Below are 25,242 nucleotides of genomic sequence, written 5' to 3'. Positions count from 1 at the left end.
ACGGTCCGACATAGGTGCCGATTACACCGATCCAGCGACCGATTTGCAGACCTGTTAACCGGATTTTCCTCTCGCGAATATCCGGCATGGGTTCGCCATGACCCGGCCGCCCGGCGGGCTCCTGCCCTGGGACGCGTAAGAAGAGCACGGTGCCGGGGCGATGCGCGCCCCGGCGGTGGGCCGGGGCCGGGACGGTGCGGGGGTCACCCCAGTCCGTCGGCGCCGACCCGCACGGCGGACTCGTCCAGCAGGGACTCCGACAGCGGCTGCGGCCTGCCCTCCAGGTCCAGGACCGGGGATGCCTCCTTGTACCAGGACTCGATGACCGCGTTGCCCCAGAAGTCGCGGCGCCGGTCGTCCCGCACACTCCAGCGGTGGGTCTCGTGGTCCGGGTCGCCGGTGTAGTAGTCGGAGGTGTAGATCTCCACCCGGTGGCCGTCGGGGTCGCGCAGATAGAGGTAGAAGGCGTTGGAGACACCGTGCCGGCCGGGACCGCGCTCGATGTGGTGCTCCTTGCGGAGCGCGCCGAAGAGGTCGGCGGTGCGCAGCACCTGGTGGGATTCGTGGGTGGCGACCCCGAGGTGGTGCAGCCGGGGACCCGCGCCGCCGGTGAAGGCCACGTCGTGCACGGTCTGCTTGCGGTACATCCAGGCCGCGTACAGTTCCCGCCCCTCGCCCTCGATGGTCTCGGAGCAGCCGAACCCCAGCGACCGGTAGTGCCGGTAGGCGGCCGGGATGTCCGGGGTGCAGAGGTTGAAGTGGTCCAGGCGGGCGACCTCGGCGCCGCGCCGGAGGTCGTAGCGCTGGATGAGGCGGGCGGCGCGCTCGGTGTGGTGGAAGAACTCGACCGGGAACCCGAGCGGGTCGACGACCCGGACGGCGTCGCCGATGCCCCGGGTGCCCGCACCGGCCGGGACGCGGCGCACCGGCCGCCCCAGCGCGGTGAAGAACGCCTCCGCCCGGTCGACGTCCTGCGGGGTGCGGACCCGGTAGGCGATGTGGTCGAGTGCGGCGGTGTCCCCGCGGCGCAGCACCAGGCTGTGGTGGGTGAGTTCGTCGGTGCCGCGCAGGTAGAGCGTGTCCTCGTCCTCGTACTGGACGTGCAGTCCGAGCATGTCCACCCAGAACCAGCGGGACCGGGCCAGGTCGGTGACGGCGAGCTGGGCATAGGCGGAGCGGACGACGTCGGGAGCGTCAGGGGGTGCGGTGGTCATGCGGTACCTCCGAAGCGCGGGGTGTGCACCTCGCCCAGGGCGACGTGCACGATCTTGGATTCGGTGTAGAAGTCGATGCTGTGGGCTCCGCCCTCGCGGCCGAGCCCGGACGCCTTGACGCCGCCGAAGGGCGTGCGCAGATCGCGTACGTTGTGCGAGTTGATCCAGACCATGCCGGACTCGACGGCGTGCGCCACCCGGTGTCCGCGCTTGAGGTCGGAGGTCCAGACGTAGGCCGCCAGGCCGTACTCGGTGGCGTTGGCGAGCTCCACCGCCTCGGCCTCGTCGTCGAACGGCGCGACGGCCACGACGGGGCCGAAGATCTCCTCCTGGAAGATCCGGGCGTCCCGCGGGGTGTCGGCGAAGACGGTCGGCTGGAGGTAGTTGCCGGTGTCCAGGTGCGCGGGGCGGGTGCCGCCCGCGACCAGGCGTGCCTCCTGCTTCCCGAGGTCCACGTAACCGAGCACCCGGGCGTAGTGCTCGGGGTGGACCAGGGCGCCGACCTCGGTGCCGGGGTCGGAGGGCGGTCCGACCCGGACCCGCTCGGCCCGTTCGGCGAGGCGGCGGGTGAACTCGGCGTAGCGCGGGCGCTCCACCAGGACCCGGGAACCGGCCGTGCAGCGCTCGCCGTTGAGCGAGAAGACGCCGAAGACGACGGAGTCGAGGGCCGCGTCGAGGTCGGCGTCGGCGAAGACGACGACCGGGGACTTGCCGCCCAGCTCCATCGACAGGGTCTTGAGGTGCCGGGCGGAGCTGCCCGCGATGTGCCGGCCGGTGGTGGTGGAGCCGGTGAAGGAGAGCAGCGGCACCGCAGGGTGGTCGACGAGTGCCTGTCCGGCCTCTTCGCCGATGCCGTGCACGATGTTGACGGCGCCGTCGGGCACACCCGCCGCGGTGAGGATCTCCGGCCACAGGCTCGCCGACAGCGGGGTCCACTCGGCCGGCTTGAGGACGACGGTGCAGCCCGCGGCGAGGGCCGGGGCGAGCTTCCAGCTCTCCAGCATGAACGGGGTGTTCCACGGGGTGATCAGCCCGGCCACGCCCGCGGCGGTGCGCACCACGTAGCTGAACTGCTCGTGTCCCTGGCGGAACGCCTCCTCGCCGAGGGCCACGACGACGTCCGCGAAGTACCGGAAGTTCTCGGCGGCCCGCCGGGCCTGCCCCCGGGCCTGGGTGATGGGCAGTCCGGTGTCGTACGACTCGAAGCGCGCCAGCAGCTCGTGACGGTCCTCGACGGCGTCGGCGATCCGGTGGAGGGTGCGGGCGCGTTCCCGGCCGGAGAGCTCCGACCAGCCGGGGAAGGCGGCCCGTGCGGCGGCCACGGCCCGATCGATGTCGGCGGGGCCGCCGGCGGCCGCCCGCGCGTAGGGGGTGTTGGAGACGGGGTCGGCCACCTCGAAGGTGCGTCCGTCATGGCCGGCGACGGATGCGCCACCGATCCAGTGGAGGATGGTGTCCGGCAGTCCCGCCGGGGCGTGCTCGGTCATGGTGTGCCCTCTCGGAGCTGCCGGGTGAGGTCGCCGCCCTCGGCGAGCAGGGAGCGGATGCGGGCCGTCCCGGCGGGGGTGGGAGGCGCCAGCGGCGGGCGCACATGGGGGGAGGCGATGCGGCCCTGCTGGTGGAGCACCCACTTGGCGGGAGCGGGGTTGGTCTCGGTGAAGAGCAGGTCGACCAGGGGGTGCAGCCGGTAGTGCAGGTCGCGGGCGGCGTCGGACGCGCCCTCCTCCCACAGGTCGTACATCCGGGCCACCGCCTCCGGGGCGAGGTTGGCGACCGCGCTGACGAATCCGGCACCCCCGAGCGCCAGCAGCGGCAGGCACAGCAGTTCGATGCCGGACCAGACGAGCAGTGAGCGGCCGCAGAGGTGCAGGACCCGGGAGAAGTGTTCGAAGTCCTTGGTGGTCTCCTTGATCCCGACGATGTTCTCGAAGTCGGTGAACAGCCGCCGCACCGTCTCCGGCGCCACGTCCACGGCGGTGCGCGAGGGCACGTTGTAGATGACCAGCGGCAGGTCGGGGAACTCCCGGGCCACGGTGGCGTACCACTGGTAGAGCCCTTCCTGGGTGGGCCGCGCGTAGTAGGGGGTGATGACGAGGGCGGCGTCCGCGCCCAGGGCCCGTGCGGCGTCCGTGATCTCCAGGGTCTCGTCGAGCTTGTGCGAGCCGGTGCCGGGCAGGAAGGGCACCCGGTCGGCGATCTCCTCGGCCGCGGTGCGCATGGCCGCGATCCGCTCGGCGGCGGTCTGCGCCGCGGGCTCTCCCGTGGAGCCGCCCAGGGAGATGCCGTGGGATCCGGCGTCGAGCTGGAAGCGGATCAGGGAGCGCAGGGAGGTGTGGTCGACGGAGCCGTCGTCGGCGAAGGGGGTGACGAGGGGGGCGATGGATCCGCGGACGGCCCCGGGGTCGCTGCGGAACTTCATACGGAGTCTCCTTCTGGGGTGTGCTGCGTGCGCCACTGTTCGTACCGGCGCCGCCAGGCCGGACCGAGCGGGTAGAGGCCGTCGATGCCGTGGCCGGCCCGCACCTGCTCGGTGATGAACCGCTCCTGCGCCTCCTGCTCCCGGCAGTCGGCGACGAGTTCCCCGGCCAGGTCGGGCGGGACGACCACCACGCCGTCGGCGTCGCCGACCAGCAGGTCCCCCGGCTGGACCAGGGCGCCGCCGCAGGCGATCGGCACCCCGGTGTCCCAGGGGACGTGGCGGCGGCCGAGTACGGACGGGTGTTCGCCGCCGTGGTAGACGGGCAGCGGGAGTCCGGCCACGGCGGCGCTGTCGCGCAGTCCTCCGTCGGTGACCACCCCGGCCGCGCCGCGCTGCAGGGCGCGCAGCGCGAGGATGTCGCCGAGGGTGCCGGCGCTGGTGTCGCGGCGCGCGTCCATCACCAGGACCTGGCCGGGGCGGAGCTCCTCCACCGCGCGCTTCTGCGCGTTCATGCCCGTCCCGTAGCGCTCGAACAGGTCTTCGCGCAGGGGCAGGTAGCGCAGGGTGTGAGCGACGCCGACCATGGTGTCGCCGGGCCGGGTGGGCCGCAGACCGTCCAGGCTCATGTGCGGCAGGCCGCGTCGGCGCAGCTGTGCGCTGAGGGTGGCGACGGCCACCGACCGCAGGCCCTGCGCGGTGACGGGGTCGAGTTCGGGTGCGGCCCGGTGGGCGGCGCCCAGGGCGGCGGCGCGGTCGGCCGGGCCGGTGCGCGGCATGGCGCCCCAGGGCTCCAGGTCGTGGCCGGCCTCCGAGACCGGGTTGCGCAGCCGCCCCGTGGTACGGCCGTCCGCGGTGATCTCGACCTCGACCACATCACCGGGCGAGGCCACCGAGGCCCCGGCCGGGGTACCGGTGAGGATCACGTCCCCCGGCTCCAGGGTGAGGAGCCGGGACAGGTCGGCGACGAGTTCGGCGAACGGGAACAGCAGGGTGTCGCTGGTGTCGTCCTGCACGAGTTCGCCGTTGACCCAGGTGCGCAGCCTCAGTCGTGCCGGGTCGAGTTCACGGGCTTGGAGCAGCCGCGGCCCGATGGGCGTGAACCCGTCCGCGCCCTTGGACCGCAGGTTCGAGCCGCGGTCGGCATGGCGCAGGTCGTACACGCCGGCGTCGTTGGCGGCGGTCACCCACCGGACGTGGCGCCAGCCGTCCTCGGGGCGGACGCGCCGCGCCCGCTCGCCGATGACCAGGGCGATCTCCCCTTCGAAGGCGAGGAGTTCGCAACCGCGCGGGCGGACGATCGCCTCCCCGGTGCCCGCGAGGGAGGAGGGGGGTTTGAGGAAGTAGGAGGGGGCCGCGGGGACCCGGCCGCGCTCCCGTGCCCGGCTGGGGTAGTTGACATGAACGGCGATGATCTTCGAGGGGGTGGTCCCGAGCGGGTGCGGCATGGCGTCCCACCTGCTCAGGCGCGGTCGAGGAACGCCCGGACCCGGGCCTTGTACGGTTCGCGGTCGTAGCCCTGGACATAGGCGCCGGCCATGCGCACCGGGTCGCCGAAGAAGTAGTACTCGTACAGCGCCTGGCGGCCGGAGAACGCGGAGATGCAGGTGTCCCACACCAGCCGGAACAGCTTCACGCGGTCCGCGCCGCTGAGGGAGGCGGACTGCAGGTACGCCTCGATGTCACCGGCGGCGGGGCCGGTCACATCGGCCTGGGTCGGGGTGGCCATCAGACCGGAGGCGCCGAACTTCCGCAGGATCTCCGGGAAGCGCTGGTAGAGCCGGGGGTAGAGGTTCCGGGCCGCGTTGAGCGGGGCGAACGCGGGGGTGAGCACCCCGTGTTCGTTGATCTCGGCGTCGGCCTCGGCGGCGCGGAGGAAGGCGCGCAGGGTCTCCAGGGTGGTGATGACCTCGGCGATGTCCTGCTGGACGTGCTGGAACTGCTCGATGCCGATGGCTTCGGTGAGCAGCGACACCAGACCGAGGATGTACTCGGTCTTGGCGGTGGTGCGGGTGACCACCTGATGGGACATGTGCACCACGGAGGAGGTCTGGGCGTAGAAGCCGTTGCACAGCTCCGGGTCGCCCAGCACGAAGCAGCGCTCGTAGGGGACGTGGACGTCGTCGAAGACGACCACGGCGTCGCTCTCCTCGAAGCGGGAGCCCAGCGGGTGGTCGTGGCGCGGCCGGTCGTGGTCCAGCGGCTCCCGGGCGATGTAGCGCAGTCCCTTGGCATCGTTGGGGACGGCGAACGCGTACGAGTACGGCTTGTCCTCGGGGGTGCCGCGCAGCACGGTGGAGGGGAAGACCAGCATCTCGTCGGCGAACGGGGCGATGGTGGCGAGCATCCGGGCGCCGCGGACCACCACGCCGTTGTCGTCCTCGCGGACGATGCGGGCGGCCAGCCGTCCGTCGCCCTGCCGGGTGCCCGCGACCGCGCGGTTGGCCTGCGGGGGGATCAGGGTGTGGGTGCACAGCAGGTCCTCTTCGCGGACCTTCTCGTAGTAGCGGCGGATGTTCTCGCCGAAGGCGGGATCGGCCTGAGCGAACCAGTCCGCGGCGGAGGCGAGCGCCATCAGCGAGCTGTTGAGGTAGTCGCCGGTGCGGCCGAGCATGCCCATGCTGTGGTCGGCCCAGACCTTGAACGCCCGGCGCCGTCTGGCCAGGTCCTCGGGGGTGCGGGGAGTGAGGAAGGAGGTGGCGACGGGCTCCCCGGAGGTCGGTGAGGGGTAGGTGAGCACGTCCTTGTGCTCCGGGGCGTGCTGGAGGTCGTACAGCTCCGCGTAGCTGCGGACCACGTTGCGGAAGGCGGGGTGGTCCTGGACGGAGCCGGTGAGCGTTTCCCCCTGGATGTGCACCGTGGGGCGGGATCGGGAGAGGCGGTCGAGGAACTCTTCGCCGGTGCGTGCGGCCATGCTGGTCTTCCTTACGGGCGAATCGGGCGGAACGGTCGAAGGGCGGGTGCGGGGCCGGTTCAGATGAGGTGTTCGACGCCCTCGGTGGCCTCCACCGCGGTGCCGAAACGGCTCCAGGCGTAGGTGAGGGCGTCGCCGTCACGGTGGCCGAGGTCGGTGACGCGGCCGAGGACGAGGGTGTGGTCCCCGGCCTCGTAGGAGCGCCAGGGCGCGCACTCCACCCAGGCGAGCGGGTTGGCGAGCCGGGGCACCCGCGCCCCGGCCGCCCAGCGCGGCTCGGCCGGTCCGCCGGCTCCGGCGAACAGCCGGGCCAGCGGTTCCTGTTCCGCGCCGAGGATGTTGACGCAGAAGGGGCGGCCGGTCAGCCGGCGGTGGCAGCGGGCCCCGCGGGCCACGCTGACCAGCACCAGCGGCGGATCTGCGGACACCGAGGTGAAGGAGTTCATGGTGGCGCCGCGTGGTGCGCCGTCGTCGTCGAAGGTCACCACGGTGACGCCGGTGGGAAAGCGGGACATGCAGGCGCGCAGGGCGCCGGGATCCGGCTCGGCCGTGCGGGGCAGGGCCGAGAGGGGTGCAGCGGGCATGGCGGGACTCACCTGCCTGGTCAACGGGGTGTCGGGAAAGGACGGCTCTCCCGGCGGGCGGGCCGGGAGAGCCGCGTCCTGCGGCCGCGGCAGAGGAAAGCCGCTGCCGCAGAACTGATCAAAGCTTTGATTAAATGCGGACGGTACCCCGGCGTCCCGGACTTGGGAACCCCCCGGTCATGACCGGCGCCGGAGCCTTGTCACCGTGGCGTGGCTCACTTAGCTTGTGACCTCGCGGCAGGGAGTACCCGGGCGGGGACCCTGCACCGCCGGTCGAACCGTGGGCGGACGGCTCGCTTCCCCGATGTGTCGATCTCTGCTCCGGGAGTTCCCCTCATGACCCGCACGAACGTGTCCCCACCTGCAAGAACGAGCGCACGGCGAGTTCTCGTCGGCAGCTTCGTCGGCACCGCCGTGGAGTGGTACGACTACTTCATCTACGGCATGGCCGCGGCCCTGGTCTTCGGCCCGCAGTTCTTCCCCCAGTTCTCGCCCGCGGCAGGAACCCTCGCCTCCTTCGCCACCTACTCCGTCGGCTTCGCCGCCCGTCCGCTGGGCGGCATCGTCATGGGGCACTTCGGCGACCGCATCGGCCGCAAGTCGATGCTGGTGCTCTCGCTGGCCGTGATGGGCCTGGCCACCACCGGCATCGGCCTGCTGCCCACCTACTCCGCCATCGGTGTGTGGGCGCCCGTGCTGCTGGTGGTGCTGCGCTTCGTGCAGGGCCTCGGCGTGGGCGGGGAGTGGGGCGGCGCCGTCCTGATGGCGGTGGAGCACGCGCCCGACGGCCGGCGCGGCTTCTACGGCAGCTTCCCCCAGATGGGCGTGCCCGGCGGTCTCATCCTGGCCAACCTCGTCTTCCTGACCACCTCGCAGGGGCTGGGGACCGCCGCCTTCACCGACTGGGGCTGGCGCATCCCCTTCCTGGCCAGCGCGCTGCTCATCGTGGTGGGCCTGGTGATCCGGGCCAGGATCGAGGAGAGCCCGGAGTTCGCCGCGGTGAAGCGGGACGCCGCGGACGAGCGCCCGGCCCGGCTGCCGATCGTCGAGGTGCTGCGCCACCAGTGGCGGGACGTGCTGCTCGCGGGCGGGACGTTCGTCGCGAACAACGCGATCGGCTACATCTTCATGGCCTACACCCTGGCCTACGGCACCAAGGTGCTCGGGCTGAGCCGCAACACCATGCTGGCCGTCATCCTCGTCGGCGCCGCCGCCTGGCTGGTCACCATCGCCGGAGCCGCGGTGCTCTCCGACCGGCTCGGCCGCCGCCCGGTGTTCCTCGCGGGCTCCCTCGGACTGGTCGCCGCCGCCGCGGTCTTCTTCCCGCTGCTGGACAGCGCCTCCGTACCGGTCGTCGTGCTCGCCTTCCTGGTGATGGCCGTCATGCTCGGCTTCACCTACGGGCCGCAGGCCGCCCTCTTCTCCGAGCTCTTCCCGGCCAAGCTCCGCTACAGCGGCAGTTCGCTGGGCTACCAGCTCGGCGCCGTCCTCGGCGGCGGCATCGCGCCCACCGTCGCCACCGCGCTCTACGGCATCAACGGCCGAAGCTGGCCCATCACCCTCTACCTGGTGCTCATCGCCTCCTTCAGCCTGGCCTGCCTGTTCGTGCTGACGCGCCGGCCGCGGGAGAAGACTCCTGCCCCCGAGTCCGGGCCCGAAGTCCTGCCTACACTTCAGGTGTGACCCCGGAACCGTCCGACGGCGACAGCGACCAGTTGGACTTCTGGTCGTTCGTCGACCACGCGATCGCGCGCACCGCGCGGGAACTGCCAGGCATCGACCCGCTGGCGATGCGACTGGTGCTCACGCTGCACCGCGCGGCGAACATGCTGGTCTACGATCTGGAGTCCACCGTGCACCGGCCGCGCGGCTGGTCCTGGCCCGGCTTCCGCGTCCTCTTCGTCATCTGGCTGACCGGCCCGCTGGAGGCGAAACAGGTCGCGGAGCTGTCCGGGATGAGCCGCGCGGCGGTCTCGGCCCTCGTGGCCACCCTCGGCCGGGACGGGCTGGTGGTGAAGGAGCGCTCCCCGCTCGACGGCCGAGCGGTTCACCTCAGCCTGACCGAACAGGGCCACGAGGCCATCACCCGCGCCTTCCGCGCCCACAACGCGCGGGAGCAGGAGTGGGCGGGCACCCTCAGCGAGGACGAGCGGGAGACCCTGATCGCCCTGCTGCAGAAGATGACCGCCAACTCCGTCCGCTTCGGGGTCCGCCACCGGAGCTGAGCCGGGACCCGGCCCGCCCTGCGTCAGCGCGTCGATGGGCGCGGCCGTGCTGTGCTCTCCCTGTTCATCCGGCCCTGTTCATCCGGCCCTGTTCATCCCGCCCCGTTCATCCCGCCTGTTCATCCGGACAGTGCCGATGCGATGGCGGCCACGAGCGCGGCCGCGTAGCCGAGGCTGGCCACGAGCGCCACCCGGCGGTTGAACCGCCGGGCCCGGAACTCTCCCTGGGGGTGGATGGAGACACGCCAGCTGTATGTGGTCGTCGCCACCCCGACCAGTACGTACACCAGCGTGTACAGGTGGATCTGGTCGACCAGGGTCATCCCGACCCCCGTACCGAGGGACTGGTTGGCGGCCCGCAGGTTCACCACGATGGTGAACAGCGCGGCACCCAGCATGCCCAGGCGTGCGCCGAGCACCGCCGTGGTGTCCTCGAACCAGATGAAGAACGTCGCCAGGGCGATCAGGAAGGAGACGTAGACCGGCCAGGTCTCCCGGATGAAACCGCTGGCGTCGATCCTCTCGATGTTCATCCGGATGACGAACTGGCTGTAGGCCGAGCCGTTTCCGGGGCGCAGTCCCGGGGCGCCGAACGTCGTCCGGTAACGGTGGTCCCGCACCAGGACACGGAAACCCTTGATCGAGAAGCCTCCCATCCGGATGCCGGGATTGTAGGTGGAGTTGGCCGGGTCGGCCGTGTAGACGAACTGCGCCGCGTCCCGGGTGTCCTCCACGATGAAGTCCAGGGTGTACCGGTCGAACGGGTAGTCGAAGATGTCGAACTGGTCACGATAGGTCGCCACGACCTTTTCGTACGTCCAGTACTCGCCGTTGCTCCGGACGCTGACGCGGTCGGCCCTCCGTGCCTGCGAGGCGTTGATGAACTCGAAGCGGCGGATCGGCTCCATGTCCGCCCGTGGGCACACGCTCCAGAACCAGATGTCCGCGTTGACGGTCTGCTGCCGTGTGTTCAGCCCGTACAGGTCGGCGACGTAGGCACCGAGCCGGCAGGTGGGCACCGCGGCGTCGGCCGGTCCGGCGGCGGCGGTCAGCAAAGGAACCGAAACCAGGCAGGCCAGCAGCATGTCGAGGACCCGGCGGGACGGGGAGGTCTCCACGTCGGCACGCTAACGGCCTGTGCCTGCCCGGCTCCCGGATCGGGTGCGGTGTCGTACGTCCTTTGCAGAACCACTCACACGGCGCACACCGGCGGCCGCGGCGGACGCCCGACGCGTCCCGCCGCGGTCGGTGTCAGCGGGCGGCACGCGCGTCGGGGCGGCGGTAGACCCCGTGCCAGTAGCCGTGGGCCAACTCCCGGGCGACGACGGCGTCGTCGCCGGCGTCCCCGCCGGAGACCTGCCGGGCGATGACCTCCCCACCTCCCTGGACGATCACCCTGGCGGCGAGTTCGGGGACGATGTCGGCGGGTGTGCGGCCCGCCTGCTGCTCCTCCTTCAGGACCGTCACCAGGTGGTCGGCGAAACGGTCCTGGTACGCCGCCCACGCGTCGCGGACCGCGGGGTCGTACGCGGCCACCTCGTGGACCGCGGACAGCAGTGCCGCGTGCTCGCGGTAGTGCCGCATGATGAGTTCGTACGTCCTCGCCAGACCCGCGGCCCCGCCGTCCGGGCCGCAGGGCCGCCATGCCTCCGCGATCTCGTAGCTGCGCGCCTTGAGGGTCCCGCTCACCCGCAGCAGTACGTCGACCTTGTCGCGGAAGTACAGATAGAACGTGGAGCGCGAGATCCCCGCGGCGTTCGCGATCTGCTCCACGCTCAGTTCCGTGTACGTCGCACCACCGCGCAGGAGTTCTTCGAGCACCGACAGGATCCGCTGCTCGAGTGCGGCCCGCCGGCCGGCCGCGCTGGAAGGTCGTCGAGTGGTGGAAGCCATGCCGCCATCCTAGGGAGCCGGTGGAGGGGTGCGGGGTCCGTGCCGCGGGTGCCGAGCGGCCCCCCGCGGCGGCGCGGCGCCGCTCAGCCGGCCGACTCCAGCACGATCTTCGCGAGGAGGGCGGCCAACTCCCCGGGCATCGAGAGGAACGGCGAGTGGTCGCTGCGGATGCGGTGGACCGCGCCGGTCCTGGCGGCGAGTTCCTCCTGGTCCCGCGGCGGCAGCGCCTGGTCCCGCTCGCAGACCACGTACGTCGACGGGACGGTGTGCCACCCGGCCCGGGTCAGCGGGTCGCTGAAGGACTTCGTGCTCTGCGGCACCAGACGCTCCGCCGCCTCCTCGGCCTCGGCCGGGGGCACGTCCGTGTAGAACTTCGGGACCGGGCGACGGGGCACGGGCTGAAAACCGCGCGGCTCCGTCGGCACCGGTGCGCCGTGGTACCCCAGGAGGCTCTCCCCGACGTCGAGCCGGTACGCCGCCAGATAGACGACGTGCGCGACGTGGGCGGCCTCGGCGACGGCCTCGGTGACCGGTATGCCGCCGTAGGAGTGGGCGACCACCACCACCGGCCCGTCGATGCGCTCCAGTTCACCGAGCACCACGCGCGCGTCGTCCTGGACTCCGGCCTCCCGCCCGGCGCTGGGCAGGGCGACCGTCCGGGTCGTCCAGCCGTCGGCAGCGAGCACCGGGGTCAGCTTCTCCCAGCACCACGCGCCGTGCCAGGCCCCGTGCACCAGGAGCAGGGTCGGTCGGTCGGCTCCACCAGCAGTCACGGCACTCCACCTCACGATCGGACGGCCACGGCGCTTCTCCGTGCCGGTGGAAGGAGCCTAGAAGAGATTGGACACAGTGTCCAACATGCCGTCCAGAAGCCCGGATCCGCTTCGGACGGGCAACTCACGGGCAGGCAGGGGAGCCGTTTCCGCTATCTTGTGAGCGCACCATGGTTCACGCCTCAACAGGTGTGTCGGCGTGCTTGTCGCCTGCCTCCCGCCTCCCGTCCGAGCGGAGTTCCCGTGGCCGACAGGCATGTCATGACCATGGCTGGAATCAGCGTGTAGTGAACCGTCCCCCGCCGTCCGCCGCGCCGTTCGGCGCCCCCACGGACGAGGCCGCGCCCGGGCCCTGAGGACTCCCGAGCCTGCGTCCGCCCCCTGCCGCTCGACGAAAGCCCCCCACTCCGTGTCCATCTCCCTGTACGAGAGCCGGCCCGCCGGCCGCCACGCCGCCGTGCCCGCCGGCAGCCTCTTCCGGCGGGTCTACGCACCGCGCGCCTGCGACGCGCTCGCCTTCTCCATGTCGACCTACGCGATGCCGCTCCTGGTGCTGGCGACCACGGGCTCCTCGTCCCTGACGGGTCTGGCCTTCGCGCTGGAGTGGATACCCCGGGTGGCCGCGTTCGGCCTGGCGGGGGGCCTGGTGGACCGGAGCGGCGCCGCGATCGTGTGCTTCCTCGCCTCCCTGACACGCGCCGTGCTGGTGGCGGCCGCCGCCGTCGTGCTGGTGATGCTGCCGCGGGGAACGGCCGAGACGGTCGCCGTCATGGCGCTGGCGGCCGTGACCGGCACACTCACCCAGTTCAGCTTCATCGCCAACGAAGCCGTCGGCGCCGTCGTCAGCCGCCGGGTGGAGGGCCGGTCCCACAAGGTGCAGTCGGTGCTCATCGGCATCGACCAGACGGCCACCCTGGCCGGTCCGGCGCTGGGCGGTGTCCTCCTTCTGGCCGGGCCGACCGGCATGCTCGCATGCCTGAGCCTGCTGTCGTTCCTGTCGGCCGGACTCGCCCTTCAGACCCCGCCCACCCCCCTGCGCGCCGCACAGCAGGGCGGGCAGGAGCAGAGCGGAGGGCTGCGGGAAGGGTGGGAGACCCTGCGCTCACTGCCCGTCCTGAGCCGGCTCGTGGCCGGGCTGGCCTGCTCCAACCTCGCCCTGGGCCTGTTGCAGTCGGCGAGCCCCGTCATCGTGGTGGACGGCTTCGGCCGCTCCCCGGCCGCCGTCGGCACCCTCTGGTCGGCCGCCGCCGCCTCCACGCTCCTCGCCATCGCCTGCTGCCGGTTCGCCCTCAACCGGGTGGGCCTGTGGGGCGTCGGCGTCATCAGCTCGACCGTGGCCGCGGCGGCCTGCCTCGCCCTCCCCTACGCACCCTCCTACCCCGCCTACACGGTCCTGGTGGCGCTGTTCATGGCCGGCGACGGCGGGCTCACCGTCGTCCTGCGGACCGTGCGCTCCCTGGTCATTCCGCCCGCGGCCTTCGGCACGACCCTGTCCCTGACCATCCTGCTCCTGCTGCTGCCCTTCCCCCTCGCCGGCGTCGTCATCGCCCTCACACCGGCGCCGTACCTGACCGCGGCGATCGGAGGGTGCGCGGTGCTGCAGGCCCTGGCCCTGACGGTCACCTTCGTACGGCTGCGCAGCGCACCGGTGCTGCGTGGCACGGCGGATCCGTCCCGGGCCGCGACCTAATATCGGAATAAACTTCTCAAAGCACCCCCTAACACACCAAGACGTGGGACAGTGAAGGTAAGACCGTGGGAGGGAGGCATCGGTGATGCCCGTAGGCCCCAGGTCAGGTCCGGCCGGTGCGACGGCCCTCTCACCCCGGTGGCGCGCGGAGGCGGAGCTGTTCGGGCCCGCCCCGGTGATCTTCGCTTCGCTGGGCGGCCCCCAGCATGTGGTGGAATCGGCGAATTCGGCCTTCTTCGCCCTCGTCGGCAGCGGCCGGACGGAGACCGGCATGCCGATCGCGGACCTGCTACCGGGCCTCGCACGGCAGGGCCTGCTCGCCCGTCTGGGAGAGGTGTACCGCACCGGGATTCCTCATCGCGCCCGGGACAGCCGGCTGCTCCTGGGAAAGCCCGCAGGGCCGCACGAGAGGTTCTTCGACCTGACGTGCGAACCCCGGCGGTGCGCGACGGGCCGGATCGACGGTGTGGTGATGATCGCCGTCGACACCACCGTCTACCACGACACCCAACTGCTGGCCGCGGAGCAGCGCGCTCTGCTGGAACAGATCGTGCGTGAGGCCCCGCTCCAGGAGATCCTCAGCGGCATGGCCAAGGCCATCGGGGACCTCTCCCCCGAGATGATCGTCTCGGTGCTGCTCACCGACCCCGGCCGGCGGCGGCTGCGGCACGGCGCCGGCCCCGGTCTGCCCGCCTTCTACAACGCGGCGATCGACGGCATCCCGATCGCCGAGGGCGTGGGGGCCTGCGGCACGGCGGCGCACCGCCGTGCGCCGGTGTTCACCCGCGACATCGCCACCGACCCGTTGTGGGAGGACTACCGCGCAGTGGCGAAGCGCGCCGGACTGGCGGCCTGCTGGTCCACCCCGATCCTGGGCACGGGCGGCCGGCTGCTGGGCACGTTCGCCATGTACCACCGCACCCCGAGGACCCCCACCCCGAAGGACCTTGCGCTCGGATCCGCCTTCACCCGCATCGCGGCGCTGGCCATCGAGCGCCATGAGTCCCTGGCGGCCGGCCGCGCCGCGCGCGAGCGGGAGAACGCGGCCCGTGAGGACCTGGCCTTCGTCCTGGACGCGAGCACCGCCATCGCGCGCGAGCAGCACTACGCCGACAGCCTGCGGCGCCTGGCCCAGTTGACCGTGCCCGAGCTGGCACCGCTGTGCGCCGTCTACGTGGAGGAGCGCGGCCGCTGCACGCGGATCGCCTTCGCGGCCGCGACCTCGGCGGACGAGGACCTGCTGGTGGCATCGAGGTGGTACGACGAGGCGGATCGCGCGGTCGCCCGTGTGCTTGCCTCCGGCACGACGGAGACCGGGCTCCTCGGCTCCTCCCCCGAGGCGGGGCCCGGCGGGCGCGGCACCGGTTACCTGTGCGTGCCGCTGACGGCCCGCGGCTGCACCTTCGGCGTGCTGGCGCTGCTGGGCATCGACCGCGACCCGGACGGCCATGTCGTCGCCCTGGCCGAGGAACTCGCCGGCAGGGCGGCGTTGAACGCCGACAACGCACGCCAGTTCACCTACCGGGTGCGGCTCGCCCATGACCTCCAGGCCGGCCTGCTGCCGCCGCAACTGCCCCAGGTGCCGGGTGCGGCTCTGGCTGCGTCCTACCATCCGGCCGGCGAGGGGCTCGACGTCGGCGGCGACTTCTACGACGTCTTCCCGCTGCCCGGCGACCGCTGGGCCCTCATGATCGGCGACGTGTGCGGTCACGGCGCGGTGGCCGCCACCACGACCGGCATGGTCCGCCACACGGCGCGTGCCGTCGCCAGGCTGGTGGAGGACCCGGTGTCCGTGGTCGCCGCGATCAACGACGCCCTGGAGGAGCACACCGCCGACCGGGACCTCTTCGTTTCTCTGGTCTACGGCGAACTGCGCCGCAGTCCCTCCGGTCTGGCCGTGAGCCTGATGCGCGCGGGCCATGTGCCTCCGCTCGTGCGCCGCGCCGACCGCAGCGTGGAACGGCTCGTGCCGCCGGGGCTGCTGCTGGGCATCGGCTGCGAGAGCGTGGGCTCGCCCGCGCGCGTCGACCTGCGCCCGGGCGACAGCCTGGTCCTGGTCACGGACGGCATCACCGAGGCCCGCTCCCCGCAGGGCGAGCAGTTCGGCGAGGAACGGCTCACCGACGCCCTCTGCGCCTCCCCCGCCGCCTCTCCCGGGGCCGTCACCCTGCTCGAATCCGTCACCACGTCGGTCGCCGCCTTCACGCACGACACCTCCCGCGACGACCAGGCGGCGCTGGTGGTGACCGCCGTCTGAGGTCCCTCGGCGCAGCGCCGGATGACCGGAGTGCCGTACGCACCGTCCCGGCGCCCGGCCGTCAGACGGTGAACACCGCTCCTTCGTCCGCCGCGACGACGTCGCCGGTGAACGTGGCGCGCGCCTGCGCGACGGAGCGTTCGCGGTCGCTGCCGGGCCAGAAGTGCGTGAGGACGAGGCGTCCGGCCCCGGCGCGGCCGGCCCAGGTTCCGGCGTCCGCGGCGCTCATCAGCCGGGGATCGGCGCCGTCTGGGCCGCCGGCCTGGAGCGTCGTCCCGGCGACGAACAGGTCCGCGCCGGCGGCGAGTCGGCCCAGGGCGGGGTCCGGGCCCGCGTCGCCGCTGTAGGCCAGGGTCAGGCCCGGCGCGGTCAGCCGGACACCGGCGTGCGGAACGTGATGGGGAAGCGGAGCGCTGTCGAGCACGAACGGGCCGACCCGGTGGCGGGCCGGGAGCGGATGCACGTCGAAGACGTCGAGCAGGTCTTCGGTCGGCTCCATGGCCTGCACCCGGCCGATCACTCCGGGCGTGCAGTACAGCGGCACCGGCCCGGCCCGGCCGGGCCCGAAGAGGAGGGCCCGGCACAAGGCGCTCAGATCGGCGCAGTGGTCCGGGTGCTCGTGGGTGATGACGACGGCGTCGACGTCGGTCCCGGCGCACCGCTCCAGCAGTCGCGGCAGCGTGGCGTAACCGAGGTCCAGCACCAGCCGGAACCCGTCGTACTCGAGGAGGAAACCGCTGGCGGCGCGCCCGGCCTCGGGCCAGGCCCCGCACGTTCCCAGCACGCTCAGTCCGCGCATCCGGACATGATCCCACGGGAGGTGCCGGCGGACACGTCAGGCGTCCGCCGGCACCTCCCGAGGCCGGGCGCGGGCGCACCCGGACCCGTCCGTCATGCCGCGAGTGCGTGACCGGGGTGCAGCACCACCTTGGTGTAGCCCTCGACACGCTTGTCGAACTTCTCGTACGCCTGCGGCGCCTGTTCCAGCGGCAGTTCGTGGGAGACCACGAAGCTGGGCCTGGCACGACCGGCGATGATCAGGTCGCGCAACTGGCGGTTGTACCGCTTGACGTTGCACTGGCCGGTGCCCATCTGCTGGCCCTTCTCGAACATCCGGCCGATGGAGACCAGGAGTTGGCCGTGCTTGGCGTGCTCGTCGGGGCCGCCCGGGTCCGCGGGCACGTACAGGCCCGGGACGCCGAGCATGCCGGTCGGCCGCACCGTCTCGACGAGCGTGTTGAGGACGACGGCGGGTTCCTCGTGGCTCGCGTCGTGCGCCTGGGCCTGGTAGCCGACGGCGTCCACACCCTTGTCGGTGCCCTCCCCGCCCGTCTGCTCCTTGATCTGCTCGGCGGGGTCGCCCGCGGTGAAGTCGACGGGAATGGCGCCGATCTCCCGCGCCTTGGCGAGCCGTTCCGGCACCCGGTCGACGACGAACACCTTCGAGGCGCCGCGCAGCAGCGCCGAGTAGGCGGCCATCAGCCCCACCGGTCCGGCGCCGAAGACGGCCACGCTCTCACCCGGGGACACCTGGGCGAGTTCGCATCCGTGGTAGCCCGTCGGGAAGATGTCGGCGAGCAGGACGAAGTCGGTCTCGAACTCGTCACCGGGCGGCAGCTTCAGGCAGTTGAAGTCGGCGTAGGGCACGCGCAGCCGCTCCGCCTGACCGCCGGTGTACGGTCCCATCGCCACGTATCCGTAGGCTCCGCCGGCGAAGCCGGGATTGACCGTCAGGCAGAATCCGGTCTTCCCGGCGAGGCAGTTCTTGCAGAATCCGCACGCGACGTTGAAGGGCATCACGACCCGGTCACCCTGGGCCAGGGAGGTCACGCCGGGCCCGACCTCCTCGACTATGCCGAGGTTCTCGTGGCCGAAGACGATGCCCGACTCGGCCGCCGTGCGGCCCTCGTACATGTGCAGGTCCGATCCGCAGATCGCGGTCGACGTGACCCGCACCAGCACATCGTTGGGGTGCTGGATCCGCGGGTCTTCGACGTCCCTCACGGCCACGTTGAAGGGCTTTTCGTAGACGACGGCTTTCACCTGGGTCACCTCCGCGTCGAGCGCCGGATGTCGGCGGCGACGGCCGGGCCGCTACCGGGGGACACACAGGGGAACGCGGGCCGTCGGTCTGTGGGCCGTGGCCCCGGGCGCGCTCGCTTCACCGCCGGTACTTCCAGGTAACGCCCCTACGGCACGGACCGCAACCCACGCCGGGTACGGCATCAAGTGACGCACCGCGTACGGGCCTTCGCCGGCCGCAGCGGTGGGCGAACGGTTCCAGGGCCCGGACGCCTCCCCGTTGCCGGGTCACGCCGGTGCCTGCGGACCGGATCCGTGGACGCCCAGCAGGGCCGCGTCCGTCCGCGGGGGCGCCAGCGCGGGCTTCCCGGCGGCCTCCGGGAGCGCCTGCTCGGCCCAGATCACCTTGCCCTGAGCGGTGTAGCGGGTGCCCCAGCGCTCGGTCACCTGCGACACCAGGAACAGGCCGCGGCCCCCCTCGTCGGTCGTCGCCGCGTAGCGCAGATGCGGTGAGGTGCTGCTGCCGTCGGACACCTCGCAGATCAGGGTGCGGTCGTGGATCAGCCGTACGTGGATCGGCTCGGTGCCGTAGCGGATGGCGTTGGTGATGAGCTCGCTCAGGACGAGTTCCATGCAGAAGCCGAGCTCCGACAGGCCCCACTCGTCGAGCTTCTCGGACAGGACGACGCGCATCCCCGCGACGGCCGCCGGATCGAACGGCACGTCCCAGTCGGCGATCCGCTCGGGCGCCAGCCCCTGCGTGCGGGCGATGAGCAGGGCGACGTCGTCCGCGGGGCGCCCGGGCAGCAGCGCCTCCACCACGGCCTGGCAGCTCTCGTCGGGCGGCCGGTCGGGATGGCCCGCGAGCGCGTCGCGCAGCAGTTCCATGCCCACGTCGAGGTCGCGCCTGCGGTCCTCGATGAGGCCGTCGGTGTACAGGACGAGCTGGGTGCCCTCCGCGAGGTCCAGCTCGGCCGTCTGGAACGGCATGCCGCCGAGGCCGAGCGGCGGCCCGGCCGGAAGGTCGGGGAAGGTGACGCTTCCCTCGGGGGAGACCAGCGCGGGCGCCAGATGGCCGGCGCGTGCCATGGCGCAGCGGCGCGTCACGGGGTCGTAGATCGCGTACAGGCAGGTGGCGCCCACCACACCCGCGGCGCCCTCCGTGGTCGACTCGTCCTGGTCGATCCGGCCGACCAAGTCGTCGAGATGGCTCAGCAGTTCGTCGGGCGGCAGGTCGAGCGTGGAGAAGTTGTGCACCGCCGTCCGCAGCCGGCCCATGGTGGCGGCGGCGTGGAGACCGTGGCCGACCACGTCGCCGACGGCCAGCGCCACCCGGCTCCCGGGCAGGGGGATCACGTCGAACCAGTCGCCGCTCACGCCCGACTGCGCGGGGATGTAGCGGTAGCCGACGTCGAGGGCGCTCTGCTCGGGCAGGGCCCGCGGCAGCAGGCTGCGCTGCAGGGTCACCGCCAGGGCGTGCTCGCGGGTGTACCGGCGGGCGTTGTCGATGCTGACCGCGGCCCGGGCCACCAGCTCCTCGGCCAGGGACTGCTCCTCCTCGTCGAAGGGGCCGTGCTGCTCGGAGCGGTAGAAGTTGGCCATGCCCAGGACGACGCCGCGGGCCCGGATCGGGGCGGCGATGAGCGAGTGGATGCCGTATTCGAGGATCGCCTTGGTGCGCTCCGGGTCCTGTGCGTGCCAGCCGGTGGCGGTCGACAGGTCGGGCACCAGCTCGGACTTCCCGCTTCCGTAGCCGCGCGCCTGCGGCGTGGAGGGCAGGAAGTCGATCAGCCGGCCCTGTTCGTAGAGCGGGTGGTCGTCGCGGACGCCGTGCACGGCGGTGCGGCGCATGGCCGTCGCCGCGCCGGGCGGCTCCTCGCCGTGCAGCACGGCGTCGGCCAGGTCCACGGTGACGAAGTCGGCGAATCGGGGGACGGCGACCTGTGCCAGTTCGTCGGCGGTGCGGATCACGTCGAGGGTGGTGCCGATGCCCAGCCCGGCGTCGTAGAGCAGCTTGAGCCGCTCACGTGCGACCTCCGCCCTGCCGGACACGGCCTGCAGTTCGGTGGAGTCGCGCAGCGTCACCACGGTTCCCTTGGGACCTCCGTCGCGGTCCGTGGGGCGCTGGTTGACCGCCAGCAGCCGCTCCCCGGCGAAGTGCACCTCGTCCGTGGCCTCGCGTCCGGACACGAGCAGCGCCACCGTTTCGGGGTCGAGGTCCGACAGCTCCCACACATGCCGCCCCTCGACGTCCGGCGGGAGCTCCAGCAGCCGCCTGGCCTCGTCGTTCGCCAGCAGCAGCCGCCCGTCGTCCCCGATGATGAGCACGCCTTCACGCACGGCGTGGAGCACCGCGTCGTGGTGCTCGTACATGCGGGTCATCTCTTCGGGGGCCAGGCTGTGGGTCTGCCGGCGCAGCCGTCTGCCCACCAGTGCGGTCCCGCCGGTGGCGACCACGAGCGCGCCGGCCCCCGCGGCCAGGATGATGGGGAGTTGCCGGTCCACCTGGTTGGTGACGTTCTTGACCTTCAGCCCGGCGGAGACCAGGGCCACGATCTTGCCGTTGTCGTTCCTGATGGGCACCGTTGCCTGCATTTCGTGGCCGAGAGGGCCGTGAACGCTCTCGGTGTAGACCTTCCCCTGCAGTGACGGGCCGATCCTGCCCACGAACCGCTTGCCGATCCGGCTCGGCAGGGGGTGGGTGTAGCGGATGCCCTTGGTGTCCATGACCACGATGAAGTCGACGCCCGCGGACTTGCGCCCGGCCTCGGTGAGCGGCTGGAGGATCTTCGACGGCTCGGGGGTCTGCAGCGCCGCCACGACGCCCGGGGAGTGCGCGAAGGTCTGCGCCACGGCTATGGAGCGGCGTTTGGCCTCGGCGTCGGTGTCCCGCTCGGACTGCAGCACCAGCGCGATGACGGCACACGCCACGAGCAGCACCACCAGCGCCACCTGCAGGACGAACACCTGCCCGGCAACGCTTCGCGGGCTCTTTCCGATCAGTGACCGCAGCGATACGCGTCGAAACCGGACGAAACGGTCCGCCATGCCCCATTTCTAGCACTGGTTGATCCCCGGTGGCCACGGCCTGACCCGATGACCGGTTCCCGGCAGGGGATTTCTTTCCCATGAGCCCCATGGGTCACATCCGCACCGCCGGCCTCACGACATCGCGACGCGCTGCGTCTGGGCCGGCAGGGCGGCGAGTGAGGCGTCGTGGGGGTGGCGGTCGGCGGCACGGCGCGGTCGTGCCGCCACGATGCGCCCGAACTCCTCGGCGCCGGAGCTCTCATGCGAACGCCCCTGCCCGAGGAAGCGCCGGCGGGCCCGGGTCGCCGTCCCGGCTCCGAGACCGCCGCCCAGCAGCGGCTGCGCCAGGGGGTTCCAGGCGACGACGCCACAGGCCGCGTCGGTGACGATCGCACCGGTCTCCGGCAGCCGCCGCAGCATCCGCGCGCCGTGCGGCCGCACCCGCCGCACGGCGCCGGCAGGGGGCGGGGCGCCGGAACCGGCGAGCCGGAAGGAGATGGCTGTGTCCGGCCGGGGTGAGCCGCAGGGCCTGGGCCAGCGCGTCCAGGATGCGCGGCGAGGGCCTGGGGCCGCGGCCGCCGGCACCGGGCACGGGGGCCGCCACGGCGGACGACGCCGGTCAGGAGACGTCGCGGAACGTACCGGCCGGGCCGATCACACCGGGCCCGAACTTGTCGCTGATGCGGTCGCTGACCTCTTCGGCGGCCAGCCGGGCCTCGCGGGCGCGGTCCAGGCTGAGCTGTTCGGCGACCTGGCCGGCGTCGACCAGGTCCTCGCCCTTCAGCTCGATACCGGTGAGCCGGCCGCGCTGCAGGGCCGCCGCGTCCATCAACCGGTAGGCCGGCACGCGCAGATCGTCGTCGTGCGCCGAGGGCTGCTCCAGGCGGCGTGTCTTCTCCCAGCGCGCGCCGCCGGCGAACCGCAGTGTCAGCGTCAGCCCGCGGGCCGCCTGGCCCCGGTGGCGCAGCAGCCGTCCGAGCCGGACCACGAGATCCAGCAGGGCCGCGCGGACCGTGGCGCCGTCAAGGGTGTGCTGGGGAAAGTCGCAGCGGACCACGGCGGAGGCGGGAAGGGCGCGGGGTACGACGGGCCGGGGGTCGATGCCGCGGGCCCGGTCGGCTGCCAGGCGGCCGGCCCGGCCGCCCAGCAGCCGCTGCACGGTGGCCGGGGGCACGGCGGCGAGGAGGCCGACGGTGTGGATGCCGTAGTCCCGCAGGATCCCGGCCTGGCGGGGGCCGATGCCGTGCAGGGCCTCGACGGGCAGGGACCCCAGCCACTCGGCGGCGTCGCCGGGCTCGATGGCGAGGACGCCTCCCGGTGGCCGGATCCGTCCGGAGGCGGTGGCCGCGACGGTGATGGTCGGCCCGATCCCGACGCGGACGTCCACGCCCAGCCGGGAGATGGTCCGCACCCGCAGCATCTCCCCCAGCCGGCGTGCGCCGACGCCGTGATAGCGCAGCGCGCCCTTCAGCTCCACCAGGGCCGCCGACGGCGGAAGGGCCTGGACGACCGGGGACAGCTCCGTCAGCTGTTCCAGGACCTGCCGGAAGACGTCCTCCGACAGGCGGTCGGGGCAGCGCACATGCATCACGGTCGACATGTCGTCCCTCGTCCCGTCCGTGGTCATGGCGTCCACCTCCCGCGATCCACATTATCGAACGATAATTCGAACACGCGAGGGCTGAGGGCCCGGGCGGTGGGTACCCGGGCAGACAGCGCACGCCTCCGGACGAAGGGAGGGCCGCGATGAGCGCTCCGGACAAGGGGCCGGACGGCGTCGGCGTCCCGGTGACTCCGGCGAGGGTCCTCCTGGACTCCGCGGGGGTGATCACCGAGTGGAGCAAGGAGGCCGAGGCCCTGCTCGGCCACGGGTCCGAGGAGATGGTGGGCCGGCCGCTGTCGTCGCTGCTGGTCCGGCCCGGCCCGGCGGCCGAGACGGCCGCTCCGCAGATCCCGCCGGTCTGCGGCGGCAACCGGGTGCGCCTGCGTGACCGTTGCGGTCGCGCGGTGGAGACCGAGTGGTGGATGTGCCCGCAGATCGGCGCGGAGGGTCCCGTGACCTGGGCGGTCCACCTCGGCCGCGCACCGGGCGCGGACCCGGCCGAATTCGACCGGGCGGTGCTCGAAGCGCTGCTGAGCGAGTCGCCGTTCGGACTGCACGTCCTCGACACACGTCTCCGGCTGGTGCGGTTCAACACCGCCTCGCCCGGCATGCGCGGCGTCCGCGCCGAGGACGTCATCGGGCGGCGGGCCCGCGATGTCGCGCCCGGCCTGGTGACCGACGCCGCCGAGCGACAGCTGCGGCACGTCCTGAGCACCGGTGAGCCGGTCATCGACTTCGTCCAGCCGGGAAGTACCCCGGCCGACCCCCGTCACGAGCACGTGTTCTCCCTGTCGGCCTTCCGGCTGCGCGACCGCGCCGGAGAGAACCTGGGAGTGGCGACCGTGGCCATCGACATCACGGAACGCCACCGGTACCGGGCCCGCCTCGAACTGCTCAACGACGCCTCCACACGCATCGGCACCACCCTGGACATCGGCCGCACGACGGAGGAGCTCGCCGAGGTGGCGACCGGGCGTGTGGCCGACGCCGTGAGCGTGGACGTGCTGGACACCGTCTACCAGGGCGAGGCGTACCAGCCGGGGCCGGTGCCCTACGAGATCACCTTCCGGCGCGCCGCGTTCCGGTCGGCCGAGGCCGCCGGTCTCAGGCCCGCCTACGCGACGGGCGACAAGGCGTCGTACGGCTTCCCCACGCCACTGACCCAGTGCCTGGCCGATCTGCGCCCCCGCCTGGTCCGCGAGGTGGACGAGGACAGCGACTGGCTGGCGCACGATCCCCTCAGAGCCGACCGCATGCGCGCCGCGCGCGTGCACTCGATGATGGTGGTGCCGCTGGCCGCGCGCGGAGTGGTGCTCGGCGCGGCGAGCTTCTACCGGTCCGCGACGCCCGACCCCTTCGACGAGGAGGACCTGACCATCGCCGCCGAGCTCGCCGCGCACACCGCCCTGTGTGTGGACAACGCCCGCCGGTACGCGCGGGAGCGCACCGCGGCCCTGGTCCTCCAGAACAGCCTGCTCCCGATGCGGCTGCCCGCCCAGTACGCCGTCGAGGCGGCGTTCAGCTACCTGCCGGGGCACGCGGGCGGGCTCTGGTACGACGTCATCCCGCTGTCCGGCGCACGGGTCGCGCTCACGGTCGGGGACGTGGCGGGCCACGGCATGCGCGCCGTGGCCACCATGGGCCGGCTCCGCGCGGCGACCCACAGCCTGGCCGCCCTGGACCTGGCCCCGGACGAGGTGCTGGCGCACCTCGACGACCTGATGGTGCGGCTCACCGAGGAGGGCCGGGCGGTCCCCGGCAGCGAACCGCTCAACGGCCGGCCCACCACCGCCACCTGCGTGTACGCCGTCTACGACCCCGTGAGCCGACGTCTGGACGTCGCCCGTGCCGGGCACCCCGCCCCGCTCCTGACCCACCCCGACGGGCGTGCGCGGCCGGCCGGCGCGCCCGCCGGCTCGCCGCTGGGCGGCGACGGGCTGCCGTTCGAGACCTGGGAGACGCACCTGTCCGAGGGGAGTCTGATCGCCCTCTACACCGAGGGGCTCGTGGGCCGGCCCCCCGCGGAAGGGCTGGAGCGGCTGCGGCGCATCCTCGTCCAGCCGCACTCGAGCGTCCGGGAGGCATGCGACGCGGTGATCTACTCCGAGCTGTCCGCGCGGCCCGAGGAGGACGTGGCGCTCGTGGTCGCGCGCACGCGCGTCCTGCGCGAGGACGAGGTCGCCTCCTGGACCTTCCCCAGCGACCCCGTGATCGTGGCCACCGCCCGCACCCTGGCCGACCGCCAGCTCGCCAGCTGGGGCCTGTCCGATCTCGCGTTCACGACGGAGGTGGTCGTCAGCGAGCTGGTGACCAACGCCATCCGCTACGCCCCGGGCCCGATCCGGGTGCGGCTGATCCGGAACGGCTCCCTGATCTGCGAGGTCGCCGACACCAGCAGCGCCGCCCCCCATCTGCGCCATCCGCACACCACCGACGAGGGCGGCCGGGGGCTGCTGCTGGTCGCCCAGCTCACCGAGCGCTGGGGCACCCGCCACACCCGCCGGGGCAAGACGATCTGGACCGAGCAACCGCTGCCCGCGCAGGTCGCCGGCGAACCGCGCCCCGCCCCCGGCACCTGACTCCGTCCGCCGCGCCGCCCCCACGTCGGGTTACCGTGTCCG

18 protein-coding genes and 1 pseudogene are annotated in these 25,242 nt (G+C 72.7%); 5 read left to right on the top strand and 14 right to left on the bottom strand.

What is annotated here, in order from left to right:
- Positions 1–203 precede the first annotated feature (203 nt).
- Genes hpaD through ACZ79I_RS38930 form a run of 6 tightly spaced genes read right to left on the bottom strand, consistent with a single transcriptional unit; the run spans position 204 to position 7,128 of the window.
- On the bottom strand, positions 204–1,214 hold the full coding sequence (hpaD, locus tag ACZ79I_RS38955) for a 3,4-dihydroxyphenylacetate 2,3-dioxygenase (protein ID WP_471504507.1): 1,011 nt from the start codon (positions 1,212–1,214) through the stop codon (positions 204–206).
- Positions 1,211–2,701 (bottom strand): 5-carboxymethyl-2-hydroxymuconate semialdehyde dehydrogenase, encoded by a 1,491-nt coding sequence (gene hpaE, locus ACZ79I_RS38950; RefSeq protein WP_471504505.1) that lies wholly within the window; start codon positions 2,699–2,701, stop codon positions 1,211–1,213. Before hpaE ends, hpaD begins: the two co-directional genes overlap by 4 nt.
- Complete coding sequence (gene dapA, locus ACZ79I_RS38945; protein WP_471504503.1) at positions 2,698–3,633, bottom strand: 4-hydroxy-tetrahydrodipicolinate synthase; 936 nt, start codon at positions 3,631–3,633, stop codon at positions 2,698–2,700. The genes hpaE and dapA overlap by 4 nt, the downstream gene beginning before the upstream one ends.
- On the bottom strand, positions 3,630–5,078 hold the full coding sequence (locus ACZ79I_RS38940) for a fumarylacetoacetate hydrolase family protein (RefSeq protein WP_471504501.1): 1,449 nt from the start codon (positions 5,076–5,078) through the stop codon (positions 3,630–3,632). The genes dapA and ACZ79I_RS38940 overlap by 4 nt, the downstream gene beginning before the upstream one ends.
- 14 nt (positions 5,079–5,092) lie before the next feature.
- Positions 5,093–6,544 carry a 4-hydroxyphenylacetate 3-monooxygenase, oxygenase component gene (hpaB, locus tag ACZ79I_RS38935; RefSeq protein WP_471504499.1) on the bottom strand — a complete coding sequence of 484 codons (1,452 nt, stop codon included), beginning with the start codon at positions 6,542–6,544 and terminating at the stop codon, positions 5,093–5,095.
- Positions 6,545–6,603: 59 nt separating this feature from the next.
- Entirely contained in the window at positions 6,604–7,128 is a 525-nt protein-coding gene (locus ACZ79I_RS38930) for a flavin reductase family protein (protein WP_471504497.1), read from the bottom strand.
- A 336-nt stretch (positions 7,129–7,464) separates the two neighbouring features.
- Here ACZ79I_RS38930 and ACZ79I_RS38925 point away from each other — a divergent pair, with 336 nt between their 5' ends.
- Both ACZ79I_RS38925 and ACZ79I_RS38920 read left to right on the top strand, forming a co-directional pair.
- The gene (locus ACZ79I_RS38925; RefSeq protein ID WP_471504495.1) at positions 7,465–8,811 is read left to right on the top strand and encodes an MFS transporter; all 1,347 of its coding nucleotides are present in this window, start codon (positions 7,465–7,467) and stop codon (positions 8,809–8,811) included.
- Entirely contained in the window at positions 8,808–9,353 is a 546-nt protein-coding gene (locus ACZ79I_RS38920; protein ID WP_471504492.1) for a MarR family winged helix-turn-helix transcriptional regulator, read from the top strand. Before ACZ79I_RS38925 ends, ACZ79I_RS38920 begins: the two co-directional genes overlap by 4 nt.
- 119 nt (positions 9,354–9,472) lie before the next feature.
- Here the strand turns inward: ACZ79I_RS38920 and ACZ79I_RS38915 are convergent, their stop codons facing one another.
- From ACZ79I_RS38915 to ACZ79I_RS38905, 3 genes are all read right to left on the bottom strand, one after another.
- Entirely contained in the window at positions 9,473–10,471 is a 999-nt protein-coding gene (locus tag ACZ79I_RS38915; RefSeq protein ID WP_471504489.1) for a ligand-gated ion channel, read from the bottom strand.
- 133 nt (positions 10,472–10,604) lie between these two features.
- Positions 10,605–11,246, bottom strand: coding sequence for a TetR/AcrR family transcriptional regulator (locus tag ACZ79I_RS38910; protein WP_471504486.1), 642 nt, complete (start codon positions 11,244–11,246; stop codon positions 10,605–10,607).
- 83 nt (positions 11,247–11,329) lie between these two features.
- Entirely contained in the window at positions 11,330–12,019 is a 690-nt protein-coding gene (locus ACZ79I_RS38905; RefSeq protein WP_471504484.1) for an alpha/beta fold hydrolase, read from the bottom strand.
- 409 nt (positions 12,020–12,428) lie between these two features.
- Between ACZ79I_RS38905 and ACZ79I_RS38900 the strand changes: the two genes are divergently transcribed.
- The gene (locus ACZ79I_RS38900; protein WP_471504482.1) at positions 12,429–13,709 is read left to right on the top strand and encodes an MFS transporter; all 1,281 of its coding nucleotides are present in this window, start codon (positions 12,429–12,431) and stop codon (positions 13,707–13,709) included.
- Between the two features lie 85 nt (positions 13,710–13,794).
- Positions 13,795–15,966 carry a SpoIIE family protein phosphatase gene (locus ACZ79I_RS38895; protein ID WP_471504480.1) on the top strand — a complete coding sequence of 724 codons (2,172 nt, stop codon included), beginning with the start codon at positions 13,795–13,797 and terminating at the stop codon, positions 15,964–15,966.
- A gap of 61 nt (positions 15,967–16,027) precedes the next feature.
- Here ACZ79I_RS38895 and ACZ79I_RS38890 read toward each other — a convergent pair whose 3' ends face one another.
- The 5 genes and pseudogenes from ACZ79I_RS38890 to ACZ79I_RS38870 all read right to left on the bottom strand — a co-directional run bounded on the left by ACZ79I_RS38890 (position 16,028) and on the right by ACZ79I_RS38870 (position 22,645).
- On the bottom strand, positions 16,028–16,765 hold the full coding sequence (locus ACZ79I_RS38890) for an MBL fold metallo-hydrolase (RefSeq protein ID WP_471504478.1): 738 nt from the start codon (positions 16,763–16,765) through the stop codon (positions 16,028–16,030).
- A 92-nt stretch (positions 16,766–16,857) separates the two neighbouring features.
- Positions 16,858–18,009: a glutathione-independent formaldehyde dehydrogenase gene (locus ACZ79I_RS38885; protein WP_471504476.1), complete on the bottom strand. Its 1,152-nt coding sequence runs from the start codon at positions 18,007–18,009 to the stop codon at positions 16,858–16,860.
- Between the two features lie 267 nt (positions 18,010–18,276).
- Positions 18,277–21,036, bottom strand: a complete 2,760-nt coding sequence (locus tag ACZ79I_RS38880) for a SpoIIE family protein phosphatase (protein WP_471504474.1) — start codon at positions 21,034–21,036, stop codon at positions 18,277–18,279.
- Positions 21,037–21,174: 138 nt separating this feature from the next.
- A pseudogene (locus ACZ79I_RS38875) lies at positions 21,175–21,592 on the bottom strand (MmyB family transcriptional regulator); the annotation flags it as partial.
- A 45-nt stretch (positions 21,593–21,637) separates the two neighbouring features.
- On the bottom strand, positions 21,638–22,645 hold the full coding sequence (locus ACZ79I_RS38870) for a DNA polymerase Y family protein (RefSeq protein ID WP_471504472.1): 1,008 nt from the start codon (positions 22,643–22,645) through the stop codon (positions 21,638–21,640).
- Positions 22,646–22,764: 119 nt separating this feature from the next.
- Between ACZ79I_RS38870 and ACZ79I_RS38865 the strand changes: the two genes are divergently transcribed.
- Positions 22,765–25,200, top strand: coding sequence for a SpoIIE family protein phosphatase (locus ACZ79I_RS38865; protein ID WP_471504470.1), 2,436 nt, complete (start codon positions 22,765–22,767; stop codon positions 25,198–25,200).
- Positions 25,201–25,242: the final 42 nt, after the last annotated feature.

The organism is Streptomyces sp. PSU-S4-23, assembly GCF_055632315.1.
The sequence above is the reverse complement of the archived record's forward strand: the minus strand, read 5'-3'. Positions and strand labels throughout refer to the sequence as shown.

Excerpts from the sequence above, each read along its gene's own strand:
- hpaD (WP_471504507.1), bottom strand. The coding sequence starts at position 1,214 with ATGACCACCGCACCCCCTGACGCTCCCGACGTCGTCCGCTCCGCCTAT.
- hpaE (WP_471504505.1), bottom strand. The coding sequence starts at position 2,701 with ATGACCGAGCACGCCCCGGCGGGACTGCCGGACACCATCCTCCACTGG.
- dapA (WP_471504503.1), bottom strand. The coding sequence starts at position 3,633 with ATGAAGTTCCGCAGCGACCCCGGGGCCGTCCGCGGATCCATCGCCCCC.
- ACZ79I_RS38940 (WP_471504501.1), bottom strand. The coding sequence starts at position 5,078 with ATGCCGCACCCGCTCGGGACCACCCCCTCGAAGATCATCGCCGTTCAT.
- hpaB (WP_471504499.1), bottom strand. The coding sequence starts at position 6,544 with ATGGCCGCACGCACCGGCGAAGAGTTCCTCGACCGCCTCTCCCGATCC.
- ACZ79I_RS38930 (WP_471504497.1), bottom strand. The coding sequence starts at position 7,128 with ATGCCCGCTGCACCCCTCTCGGCCCTGCCCCGCACGGCCGAGCCGGAT.
- ACZ79I_RS38925 (WP_471504495.1), top strand. The coding sequence starts at position 7,465 with ATGACCCGCACGAACGTGTCCCCACCTGCAAGAACGAGCGCACGGCGA.
- ACZ79I_RS38910 (WP_471504486.1), bottom strand. The coding sequence starts at position 11,246 with ATGGCTTCCACCACTCGACGACCTTCCAGCGCGGCCGGCCGGCGGGCC.
- ACZ79I_RS38895 (WP_471504480.1), top strand. The coding sequence starts at position 13,795 with ATGCCCGTAGGCCCCAGGTCAGGTCCGGCCGGTGCGACGGCCCTCTCA.
- ACZ79I_RS38890 (WP_471504478.1), bottom strand. The coding sequence starts at position 16,765 with ATGCGCGGACTGAGCGTGCTGGGAACGTGCGGGGCCTGGCCCGAGGCC.
- ACZ79I_RS38880 (WP_471504474.1), bottom strand. The coding sequence starts at position 21,036 with ATGGCGGACCGTTTCGTCCGGTTTCGACGCGTATCGCTGCGGTCACTG.
- ACZ79I_RS38870 (WP_471504472.1), bottom strand. The coding sequence starts at position 22,645 with ATGACCACGGACGGGACGAGGGACGACATGTCGACCGTGATGCATGTG.
- ACZ79I_RS38865 (WP_471504470.1), top strand. The coding sequence starts at position 22,765 with ATGAGCGCTCCGGACAAGGGGCCGGACGGCGTCGGCGTCCCGGTGACT.